The sequence below is a fragment of the Bifidobacterium asteroides genome, assembly GCF_003202755.1.
In the GTDB taxonomy this organism is placed as follows: Bacteria; Actinomycetota; Actinomycetes; order Actinomycetales; family Bifidobacteriaceae; genus Bombiscardovia; species Bombiscardovia asteroides_F.
Genome location: NZ_QGLK01000001.1, coordinates 913,861 through 924,949 on the forward strand (window position 1 = coordinate 913,861; position 11,089 = coordinate 924,949).

The following is an 11,089-nucleotide window of genomic DNA, read 5'->3' on the forward strand; positions in this document are numbered from 1 at the left end:
GTCGGCGGCCGCTTGTATTTTGCTTGGGTTTACATTGGTCACTCCTGTAGGGAGGCAGCGGCCTTTCGTATGGCTTGCTCGCCTGGGCATGTGGCTGGACCTGGCTGCGTGGTGGAAAGGGCACCTGCACAATTGGCCAGTGTCAGTGCCTCCTCGATGGGCAGGCCCTGGAAGATGCCCGCACAGAGGACACCCGAGTGGGCATCGCCGGCACCGTTGGTGTCTATGGCATGGATCTGCGGGGTCGGAATGTATTGGCTCTGCCTTGCATCCTTGGGTTGGCAGTACCAGGCACCACGGGCGCCGGCCCTGAGAACCACCGGACTGTCCAGTTTCAGCGAGAGCGAGCGGCAGAGGGATTCCAGCTCGGTTGCATTGCCGGTTTCGGGTCGGCACTCCAGACGTTGCGCCAGGATTGGTCCCTCGCGTTCATTCAGCGACCAGATCGGATGCAGTCCGTTGACAGCATCAAGCACATCCAGTGCAATATCGGCCACCATGGGTCCCAGGTCGAAGAGCACAGGGAATCCTTCGCCCTGGTGTAGGTGCGCGAATCCGACTAGGCTCCGGGTGTTGTCCTTGTGGCAGAAGGAATACCCGCTCAGATAGACGACATCGCCGGGAACCAGGTCCATGCCTTCGTAGGTGCCCTCCGGTACACGGGTCTCTGCGCCCCTTGCCGATACAAAGGTGCGTTCGCCCGAGGGCTCGATCATGGCTACCGAGTATCCGGTATCACAGTCATCCAGCACAGGCCCTTGGGCGGGAACCTGTAGGGCTGCAAGGGCTCCACGGGCCATGTCCGCCATCGGACCTGTGCCGATCGCTCCCATATAGGCTATCGGCGCCCCCATCTGCCTGGCTGCGCGAATCACGTTGTACCCGCCGCCGACGTTTATGGCGCTTCGCCTGGCGAAAATATCCCCTCCGCGCTCCGGTAGGTGGTCGATGTCCATGCTCAGGTCAACCACCACCTGACCGAGATGGAGGATCCTTGGCTCAGTCATCGCCACTGCTCCTCACCGCCATGGAATCCTTGGAGAGGACGTGCAGAATGGCGTAGAGAATTCCTCCCAGCAGGAGGGAAACCAGCCATGCCAGGCCGTTCCTGCCCAGGAAGCTGTCGGCCAGCGGTCCCGAGAACCAGACCTCGTCCTTGGAGACCTGGGCCGTCACGAACAGGAAGCCGACGACTATTCCGACCAGCCAGCTGATGATGGCTGGGAGGTTGACGCCGTGCCAGTACCAGTAGGGGGAGTCGGCTCGAAGGTTCAGAAGGCCGTCGGAATCGTAGCGCTTCCGGAAGATCATGGCTGACAGAAAGATGCCTGCCCAGGTGCTCAGAGGCACTGCCAGCAGGGAGATAAAGGTGACGAAGGGGCCGTAGAACCCGTCGGCCCAGCGTGAAGTAGAGGGCTCCGCAGGTGGTCACCACCACATCGACGACTACCGCATAGACGCGGGGGATTCTGATGCCCAGGGTGATGGTGGTCAGGCTGGTCGAATATACGGAAAGGTTGTTTGACATGAGCAACCCGGCGAAAGCGGCAATCAGATAGGGGATGGAGACCCAGGCCGGCAGAGCGCTTCGAACCGCGGCGACCGGATCGGCGGCGGAGGCAATGGTGGAGTTGCCTGCTGTCAGGACCGATCCCAGGCCGATGACGACCACCAGTGGAATGCCGGCGCCGGCCGCTGCAGTCAGGACCAGAGAGCCGGGTTTCACCGAGGTCTTCTGGTAGCGGGCCATGTCTGCGCCGGAGTTGACCCAGCCGATGCCCGTCCCCGCGGCTATGGTGCCGACACCGATCAGTAAGGCGCTGGCTGAGCCGGGGGCATTGCCGATGAAGGAGGACCAGTCGACGGTCGTCGCCAGATAGATGGCCACCAGGAGGGTGAGGGCGCCGAATATCCAGGTGGCCCACTTCTGCACGGTGAGAATGAAGGCGTGACCAGCTGCCGAGACCACCACGGTCAGGGCTACGAAGACGGCGATGCAGACGAAGGTCAGGAAGGGGGAGCGCTTGGCATCAGCCGGGGTGCCGAAGATGATGGCGATCAGGGAGAGCAGCGCAAAGGCGCCGGTCATCGTGTTCACCGTCTCCCAGCCCAGTCTGGACAACAGGGCCACCAGGGTGGGGCCTGCATTGCCTCTGACGCCGAAAATGGCCCGGGACAGGGTCAGCGTGGGGGCACCGCCTCTTCTGCCTGCTATGGAGATGATGCCGACCAGGGCGAAGGATCCGAAGGCCCCGATGGTCGTGGCGAGCACGGCCTGCCAGAGGTTGAGGCCCTGGGCAATCAGTGTTGCTCCCAGAGGGATTCCCAGGATCGAGATGTTGGCGGCAAACCAGACCCAGAAGAGCTGGCCGGGCGATCCGTTCCTCTGGTCCTCGGGCACAGGCTCGATGCCCCTTTGCTCCACCCTGGAGAGGATGGTGCCCTCTTTTGGCGCAGTTGACATGGATTGTCTCCTTTGACTCACGTTGTACTGAATGTAGCGATGGATCAGCTGTTCTGGCAGTTGGCCTGGTCTGTGTGGTCCCCGCAATCTTGGGGGGGGGGACTGGATTTTACATTGTTGTGTTCCTGACGGAATCAGTCTTGTCGGTTTGCGCTTTACTGCCTTAGGGCAATCAGGCCACGGGCGGTTTTCTGCAGGTCGAGGTGAGATACCGAAGCCACCCGGGAACAGAGTGTGGGGTCAAAGGCCTCGGGACCTGCACTCGCGCCGGTCATTGCGCCGGTCATTGCAGCGATGGTGTCCGTATCGCCACCAAGGTTGACTGCGGCGAACAGAGCCGATTGGGGATCGTCGGCGAACCTCCAGGCCAGGGCGAAGGCGGCTGCCACAGACTCATTGGATTCGACCGAGGTGCCGCAGTCTTCAACCAGGTGGCGTTCGAAATCGCCCTCATCACTGAATTCCTCAGACAGCCGTATTGCCTGGCGGGCGCGTGCGGGAACCGATGCCTTGGGGGTCCAAGCCCCTGAGGTCTCCATGGCGGGCACCAGGCGCAGGGACTCCTGCAACGCCTGGCGAACGGTCATTCCCTCAAGTCCCAGACTGACTGTCGTAGCGATCAACGCGGCGCTTTGGAAGCCTGCGACCGTGTCGTGGGTGACTTGGCAGGACTCGTAGATGCGATTGGCGAGCCTCCTGGTGTCCTTGGGCCTGTTGGCTATCCCTACCGGGGTGACTCGCATGGCGGCCCCGTTGGTGGTGCCGGTCCTTCCCGTGCGCATGATGTCTGCGCCCTGGCGAACCTGTTCCAGGGCCAGCTTGGTGGAGGGCCCGAGCAAGTCCAGCGATCCGCGCGACTTCATATCGTCCTCCCAGGCTAGAAGGCGCTTGGCGAACTCTTTCGGATCGATGTGTCCCTTGCCATCGATGATCAGTTCCGCCACGATCAGCGCCTGCTCGGTGTCATCGGTCACAGCCCCCGCAGGCATACCGGGAGCTATCGGCTGATCCGCAATGGCATCACGAAGGGTGTCGACTCTGCCGTAGGCCTCATGGATGGCTGCTGGACTCATGCTCTGCGTGGGCATGCCCAGCGCGTCCCCCAAGGACAGCCCGGTAAGCGCGCCAAGTGCGCCCTTTTCAGTTCTGGTCATTGTTGTGTAGGCCTCCAGAGTCGTTGCGATGGGTCCACCAATCTGTCGGCCGATAGATTGCAAAATTTTAATCAGAATCATTGTAGGTCCTTGGAAGAGTGCCGGCGCAACCATTGCAGCAGGCTTGATTCGCAATGGAGTCAGGAATCTGAACGTGTCCGCCTCTGTGGAGCGGTAGATAAAAACAATGCAAACATGCCAGGGTCAAAGCCTTGATTGCGATGTGGGCTCCATCGAGTGTGGACGGCCATCGGATGGGATTGCCCGTTGATGGCCCAGCTGAGTTTGCCGCTGCGTTTTCGTCTGGAATCTCGCGGTTGCAGAGGTACTAGATATAAAAAAGAATCCCGAGGTGACCTCGGGATTCTGTCTGTGGAGCTAGGGGGATTCGAACCCCCGACCTTCTCCATGCCATGGAGACGCGCTACCAGCTGCGCCATAGCCCCGTGCTTGCCTTGCTTGGTGAAGCCTTGCTTATAGTACACCGGGATTGGCGAATGGAGCAACTCAGTGTGTTGCCCCGGAATTGCAGGGATTGTGAGCTAATTGATGGATTTTATCCTCGAATGGTCTTGAGTCATTCCTGAGCTTGCAAGTGCGCTAGCATGATGAACAAGGGGCGACCAAGGGGGTCGGCAGCAACGGAAAGGCGGCGGACCATGACCGGCAAAAACGATGTCGAAGTACGGGCTGAAAAGCGGAACGAGAACCATCCTGGGCACCAGCTCATCATCAACTGCCTGCCCTTGGACCAGAGCGAACGACAGGAATTCCTCCAGGCGGCTCCAGGCGTTCATCAGGAGTTCATTGTCGACACGGACATGCGGCAGAGCATGCATTGGCTCATCGATGTCCCTCAATCCCTCCGATCGGAGGCCACGATCATTTTGGGTAATCCGCCGGCCGAGCAGGTGGTTGCCTGCCGTAACCTGGTCTGGCTGCAGACCAGCAGCGCGGGTGTGGATGCCTACCTGAAACCGGGGGTTCTGCCTCCGGACGCCATGTTGACCAGTGCCTCAGGCGCTTACGGGCAGTCGGTCTCCGAGCACATGTTCGCCATGATGTGGGCCCTGATGAAGGACCTTCCTGGTTACCGGGACAACCAAAGCATGGGCCGTTGGGAACCTCGCGGGGCTGTCCTTTCACCGCGCGGTTGCCAGGTTCTGGTGTTGGGCACGGGGGATATCGGAGCCTCCTTCGCTCGTCTGGCCAAGGCTGTAGGCGCTCGGACCATCGGTATCAGGCGGCATCCCGACCAGCCGGTGGAGGGGTTCGACCGTCTGGCTGGTTTTGACGATCTGGATGCCCTGCTGCCTGAGATGGATGTAGTGGCTCTGGCCCTGCCTTCAACGCCGCAGACCAGACATATCATCGACGGCCATCGTCTTGCATTGATGAAGTCCACCGCCGTGCTGATCAACGCGGGCAGGGGAGATGCCGTGGATTGCATGGCTCTGGCCCAAGCCCTGGATAAGGATGGCATTTTCGGTGCAGGGCTGGATGTGACCGAACCGGAACCTCTGCCTGAAGACCACCCACTCTGGAGGCAACCACGCTGCCTGCTCACTCCGCATGTAGCCGGGGGAGCTCATCTCCCCTCCAACATGGACAAGGTTCGGGAAATTTGCCTGGATAATCTTCGTCGGTTCATGGATGGCAGACCCCTTCGCAACCGGATGAGGTGACCGCCGTGCCGACAGAGCAAAGCCGTAGCGGCAACAGTCGTGGGCGGACGACTGTTCTGCGGTGGGTGGCCGTTCTGCTGGCGCTTGCTTTGATTGTGGCGGGCTCCTTGGCCTTGGCTGGCAGACTGATGGGTGTCGGATCTGCTCGCCATGATAATCAAAGTTCCTCTGCAAACGGCCGCAAGACCGCTTCCCATAGCCCTCCCGGGTATTCTCCTGAGCAGACTGCTGTCTACCCGCCTCTGATCTCGCCTGTGGACTACAACCACGACGGTGTGGACGATTACACGGCTATGGTGCGTGGAGCCCATCAGGAGGCACGCATCCATCCATGTTATGACAGCGGCTACTATCAGGGCGGCTATCCACCCGATGACCGGGGTGCCTGTACCGATGAGATCTGGAGGGCCTTCCGACAGGCCGGCTAGGATCTCAAAGCCATGGTCGACGCTGACATCGCCTCGTCTCCCGGGGCCTATGCCGGAGTCATCAGCAGGCCTGATCCGAACATCGACTTCAGACGCACCAACGTCCTCGGCGTATTCCTGTCCCGGCACGCCCAGCGTCTGACCAACGACATCGCGGCCACCGACCAGTGGCAGCAGGGCGACATCGTCATCTTCGACACCTCCTGGCACATCGGCATGGCCTCGGATAAAAGGGACAGCCGGGGTATTCCCCTGCTTCTGCACAACATGGGCCAGCGCGCCAGGGAGAACGACTACCTGGGATCGCCCGGTCATCGTCCCATCACCGGTCATTTCCGCTTCGACGCCTCCAAAATCCAACCCGCCGTCCTGCGCCCATGGAGGGGGTGACCAGGGACTACCCTGCGAAATTGAGCACGGCGGCGACTGGTTATCTGCTACTATCGGTTCGGCCAGACACGTCGGCCAGGTTCGAGCACGAGAGGCGGTGATGGCGATGATGAGAGTATTCAGCACCATGAACGGGCAGATCGAGCAGATCGGCAAGGCTTCCAAGGGCTCATGGATATGCTTATCGGCGCCCACCGATGTCGAGCTGGCCAACGTCTCGCAGACCACGGGCATAGACCTGGCTGACCTGCGTGCCCCCTTGGACGATGAAGAGCGCTCGCGTGTGGATGTGGAGGACGAGTACACCATGGTCATCGTCGACATTCCCCGGGCCGAGGAGCGCGACGGCCGGGACTACTATGAGACCATTCCCCTGTCGATCATCGTTACGGAGGATCTGATCGTCACCGTCTGCATGCAGGACACCGTCCTGCTCCACCCCTTCATGGAGGGCACCATCCGGGGTTTCAACACCTTCATGAAGTCCCGCTTCATCCTGCAGATCCTCTACCGCAACGCCACCCTCTACCTGCGATACCTGCGCATCATCGACCGCGAGTCGGACCGGCTGGAGCTCAAGCTGCGCCACTCCATGCAGAACCGAGAGATCCTCATGCTGCTGGAGCTCAACAAGACCTTGGTCTATTTCGCCACCAGCCTCAAGTCCAACGAGATCGTCCTTGAGAAGCTGACCGGCCTGGAGCGGATCAAGCGCTACCCGGACGATGAGGACCTTCTGGGCGATGTGATCACGGAGAACAAGCAGGCCATCGAGATGGCCAACATCTACTCAAGTGTGCTTTCAAATATGACCGACGCCTTCGCTTCCATCGTCTCCAACAACGTCAACAACGTCATGAGAATCTTCACCATCATCTCCATCAGCCTGTCGGTGCCTACGCTGATCTTTTCCATGTATGGCATGAACTTCAACCAAGGCATGTTCGGCATGCCCTTTACTGACAAGCCCTGGGGATTTGCGGTCGTGGTGATTCTGTCAGGCCTGGTGACCGCCTTGGTAACCTGGTTCCTGACACGTTCGAAAATGTTCAAGTAGGAATCGATCATGTTTGCACGCAGGATTGCGGCGGCTCTGCTGGCACTGGTTCTGGCGGCGCCCCTGAGCGGGTGCGGATCTCAGGAGGATTCCTACCGTGCGGGTTCCATCGGACCCAAGATCAGCGTGGGCATCTCCTTCGACCAGCCTGGACTTGGATTCGCCCAGTCCGGCCAGTACCGAGGACTGGATGTGGACGTGGCCCAGTATGTGGTCCACGAGCTGGGATACGCCGAGTCGCAGATCGTTTTTCGCCAAGTGAAGCCTGCGGACCGCGAGCACATGCTCGAACAGGGCCAGGTGGACATGGTCGTGGCTGGCTACTCCATCACCCAGGAACGGCAGAAGCTGGTGGATTTCGCCGGGCCCTACCTGGCTGCGGGACAGGACCTCCTGGTTCGCCGCACCCAGACTGACATTGCCGGGGTGGAGGATCTGGCCCAAAAGCGGGTTTGCGTGGCTGCGGGATCCACCTCCGGGGTTCTGGTGCGCTCGCTGGCCCCCCAGGCCCAGGTCCAGGAGCGTGAGGAGTTTCCCGAATGCATCACAGCTCTGCTCAGCGGGGACACCGATGCCGCCAGTGGCGACGACTTCGCCCTGGCTGGGCTGGCTCATGTTCGCGGAGGAGGCCAGCTGCGCCTGGTAGGCAATCCCTTCTCCCATGAACGGTACGGTATCGGTTTGCCCCACGGAGATCCGGAGCTGGTGGACGTCATCAACCAGGCCCTGAAGAGGATGATGCGGGACGGATCCTTCAAGGCTGCTCTGAGCCGGGCATCCAAGTCGATTGGTTTCTCCATGGATGCCGCTGCCCGCACCCTGCAGCCCGGCGATCACTGAGCACGCATTCCGCCAGGATGACGGATGCTGGACATCGGCCTGGCCGTGTCCATGTGAATGGCGATAATTCACCATATGAACGCGAACGAAGATAGGGATCATCAGCAGACCCAGGAATCAGATCAGCCTCAATTCCGCTACGATGCCGCTATGGCTCAGACTATCGAGGAGCGCTGGCAGCAGCGCTGGGACAAGGAGGGCACCTTCTGGGCCGCCAACACCAAGGGTGACTTGACGGATGCCCACGGAGATCACGCTGGAGGCCGCAGTCCCTACTTTGTCATCGACATGTTCCCCTATCCTTCGGGCAAGGGCCTGCATGTGGGCCACCCTCTGGGCTACATCGCTACCGACGTGGTCAGCCGCTACCACCGGATGAAGGGCGAGAACGTCCTGCATGCCATGGGCTACGACGCCTTCGGCCTGCCCGCCGAGCAGTACGCCGTCCAGACCGGCCAGCACCCGCGGGTCACCACCGAGCAGAACATCGCCAACATGCGCTGGCAGCTGCACCGGCTGGGGCTCAGCTTCGATGATCGTCGCTCCTTCGCCACCATCGATACCGACTACGTGCGCTGGACCCAGTGGATCTTCTCGCGCATCTACGAGTCCTGGTATGACCCCGACTACCGCCGTGCCGACGGGGGGATGGGCTCGGCCAGGCCCATCAGCGAACTAGTCGAAGCCTTCAAGTCCGGAAGCAGGCCCATTCCAGGCCATCCCGACGCCTCTTGGGAGGAGCTGGACGAGGCTGAGCGCTCCGAGGTGCTCAACGACTTCCGCCTGGCCTACATCTCGCGCTCGCCGGTCAACTGGTGCCCCGGGCTGGGCACGGTTCTGGCCAACGAGGAGGTGACCGCCGAAGGACGCTCCGAGCGGGGCAACTACCCGGTCTACCAGCGCGAGCTCAAGCAGTGGTCCATGCGTATCACCGCCTACGGCCACCGGCTTCTGGAGGATCTGGACATTCTGGACTGGCCCGAAAAGGTCAAGCTCATGCAGCGCAACTGGATCGGAGAGTCACACGGGGCTTCGGTGGACTTCACCGTGCCCAGCCCTGACGGCGATCAGACTATGGAGGTCTACACCACCCGTCCCGACACGCTTTTTGGCGCCACCTTCGCCGTGGTCTCTCCCGAGCACGACCTGCTGCAACATCTGCCCCATGACTGGCCTGATGATGTGCCTGAACAGTGGAAGGGCGGTTATGCCAATCCCGCGGAGGGTGTACAGGCCTATCGCAGGGCCGCCGAAGCCAAGACCGCTAAGGATCGTGTGGACGAGGGCGGAGCCAAGACCGGCCTGTTTACCGGGCTGTATGCGGTCAACCCCATCACTAGAGCCAAGCTGCCCATCTTCACTGCCGACTACGTGCTGATGGACTACGGCACAGGAGCTATCATGGCTGTGCCTGGCGGCGATCAGCGTGATTACGACTTCGCCGTCAAGTACGGCCTGCCCGTCGTCTACACGGTCAGCCCACTGGCTGATTCCGGTCAGACCCTGGACGACTACCGGGGCAAGGCGCCTTTCGTCTCCCACGACGGCATTGTGGTCAACTCTTCGGTCCAGGCCACCCAGGCTGCTGGCGACCAGCTCAGCCTGGACGGCCTGCGGGTTGACCAGGCAATCGAGAAGGTGACCGCATGGCTGGAGTCGGCCGGGGTGGGCCACGGGACGGTTTCCTACCGGCTGCGTGATTGGCTCTTCTCCCGTCAGCGCTACTGGGGCGAGCCTTTCCCGGTGGTCTATGACGACCAGGGCCTACCGCACCTGCTGCCCGACGATCAGTTGCCGGTGGCCCTGCCGGACGTGCCCGACTATTCGCCCAAGACCTTTGACCCCGAGGATGCCCAATCCAGCCCGGAGGCCCCGCTGAGCCGCAACCAGGACTGGGTGAACGTGACCCTGGACCTGGGTGACGGCCCCAAGGTCTACCACAGGGACACCAACACCATGCCCAACTGGGCCGGCTCCTGCTGGTACTACATGCGCTACATCGATCCCAAGGATGACCAGCACATGGTTGATCCGGAGGAATACGACTACTGGCTTGGACCCAAGCACAATGCTACGGCCGGGGAGTCAGGCGGTGTCGACCTCTACGTGGGCGGTGTGGAGCACGCGGTGCTGCACCTGCTCTATGCACGCTTCTGGCACAAGGTCCTCTACGATCTGGGATACGTCTCGTCCAAGGAGCCCTTCCACAAGCTCTTCAACCAAGGGATGATCCAAGCCTACGCATACACCGACCAGCGCGGCCAGTACGTGCCCGCCGCTGAGGTGGAGGAGCACGAGGAGGGCGGCAAGGTCAGCTACACCTGGCAGGGGCAGCCGGTTAACCGCGAGTTCGGCAAGATGGGCAAGAGCCTCAAGAACATCATCACTCCGGACGACATGTACCGCACTTATGGAGCCGACACCTTCCGCCTCTACGAGATGAGCATGGGTCCCCTGGACGAGTCCAGACCCTGGAACACGCGCAACGTGGTGGGCGGCATGCGCTTCCTGCAGCGGCTCTGGCGCAATGTGGTGGACGAGCAGACCGGCGAGGTTGTCCTGGACGAGGGCGAACCCGACCAGAAGACCCTGAAGCTGCTCAATACCACCATCCACGACGTGACGGTGGAGATGGAGGCCATGCGGCCCAACACGGCCATCGCCAGGATGATCGTGCTCAACAACCATCTGACCGGATTGAATCCGACGCCCAGGGCAGCCATTGAGCCACTGGTGCTCATGCTTTCGCCCATCGCCCCACACATCTGTGAGGAGCTCTGGAGCCGTCTGGGTCATAAGGAGTCCCTGGCGCATGCCCAATGGCCGACCTGGGATGATCGATATCTTGGCGAGGACACGGTTACCGCCGTGGTCCAGGTCAAGGGCAAGGTTCGCGGCAAACTGCAGGTCAGCCCCGACATCGCGCCCGACCAGCTCAAGGCTATGGCCCTGGCACTACCCGCCGTCCAGGAGCGGCTGGGCGGTAAGGAGCCGCGCAAAGTCATCGTTAAGGCGCCTAGGATCGTTTCGGTCGTGCCAGCCTGACCCTGCGCTGTCCGCAGCCAGGCTGT

General features: G+C 61.4%; 7 protein-coding genes, 1 tRNA gene and 2 pseudogenes. 5 read left to right on the top strand and 5 right to left on the bottom strand.

Translation table 11 applies throughout. From position 1 onward, the window contains the following. Positions 1-38 precede the first annotated feature (38 nt). The 5 genes and pseudogenes from DKK74_RS03390 to DKK74_RS03405 all read right to left on the bottom strand — a co-directional run bounded on the left by DKK74_RS03390 (position 39) and on the right by DKK74_RS03405 (position 4,064). Positions 39-1,007: a PfkB family carbohydrate kinase gene (locus DKK74_RS03390; protein WP_110412737.1), complete on the bottom strand. Its 969-nt coding sequence runs from the start codon at positions 1,005-1,007 to the stop codon at positions 39-41. Further along, positions 1,000-1,350, bottom strand: a complete 351-nt coding sequence (locus DKK74_RS08810) for a cytosine permease (protein WP_258334445.1) — start codon at positions 1,348-1,350, stop codon at positions 1,000-1,002. The genes DKK74_RS03390 and DKK74_RS08810 overlap by 8 nt, the downstream gene beginning before the upstream one ends. Positions 1,351-1,471: 121 nt before the next feature. Beyond that, positions 1,472-2,464: pseudogene (locus DKK74_RS03395) on the bottom strand (purine-cytosine permease family protein); the annotation flags it as partial. Positions 2,465-2,619: 155 nt separating this feature from the next. Further along, on the bottom strand, positions 2,620-3,618 hold the full coding sequence (locus tag DKK74_RS03400) for an ADP-ribosylglycohydrolase family protein (RefSeq protein ID WP_110412860.1): 999 nt from the start codon (positions 3,616-3,618) through the stop codon (positions 2,620-2,622). 373 nt (positions 3,619-3,991) lie between these two features. Further along, positions 3,992-4,064, bottom strand: a tRNA-Ala gene (locus DKK74_RS03405). Positions 4,065-4,277: 213 nt separating this feature from the next. On the opposite strand from DKK74_RS03405, the gene DKK74_RS03410 reads away from it, so the two are divergent. From DKK74_RS03410 to leuS, 5 genes and pseudogenes are all read left to right on the top strand, one after another. Beyond that, the gene (locus DKK74_RS03410) at positions 4,278-5,303 is read left to right on the top strand and encodes a D-2-hydroxyacid dehydrogenase (RefSeq protein ID WP_110412738.1); all 1,026 of its coding nucleotides are present in this window, start codon (positions 4,278-4,280) and stop codon (positions 5,301-5,303) included. Positions 5,304-5,431: 128 nt separating this feature from the next. Further along, positions 5,432-6,121: pseudogene (locus tag DKK74_RS08815) on the top strand (DUF1287 domain-containing protein). Between the two features lie 106 nt (positions 6,122-6,227). Next, on the top strand, positions 6,228-7,178 hold the full coding sequence (locus DKK74_RS03420) for a magnesium transporter CorA family protein (RefSeq protein ID WP_029678922.1): 951 nt from the start codon (positions 6,228-6,230) through the stop codon (positions 7,176-7,178). 9 nt (positions 7,179-7,187) lie between these two features. Further along, positions 7,188-8,018, top strand: a complete 831-nt coding sequence (locus DKK74_RS03425; RefSeq protein WP_110412739.1) for a glutamate ABC transporter substrate-binding protein — start codon at positions 7,188-7,190, stop codon at positions 8,016-8,018. Positions 8,019-8,093: 75 nt separating this feature from the next. Further along, positions 8,094-11,063, top strand: a complete 2,970-nt coding sequence (leuS, locus tag DKK74_RS03430; protein WP_110412740.1) for a leucine--tRNA ligase — start codon at positions 8,094-8,096, stop codon at positions 11,061-11,063. Positions 11,064-11,089 lie beyond the last annotated feature (26 nt).

Coding starts and splice junctions, on each gene's coding strand:
- DKK74_RS03390 (WP_110412737.1), bottom strand. CDS start 1,007: ATGACTGAGCCAAGGATCCTCCATCTCGGTCAGGTGGTGGTTGACCTG.
- DKK74_RS03400 (WP_110412860.1), bottom strand. CDS start 3,618: ATGACCAGAACTGAAAAGGGCGCACTTGGCGCGCTTACCGGGCTGTCC.
- DKK74_RS03410 (WP_110412738.1), top strand. CDS start 4,278: ATGACCGGCAAAAACGATGTCGAAGTACGGGCTGAAAAGCGGAACGAG.
- DKK74_RS03420 (WP_029678922.1), top strand. CDS start 6,228: ATGATGAGAGTATTCAGCACCATGAACGGGCAGATCGAGCAGATCGGC.
- DKK74_RS03425 (WP_110412739.1), top strand. CDS start 7,188: ATGTTTGCACGCAGGATTGCGGCGGCTCTGCTGGCACTGGTTCTGGCG.
- leuS (WP_110412740.1), top strand. CDS start 8,094: ATGAACGCGAACGAAGATAGGGATCATCAGCAGACCCAGGAATCAGAT.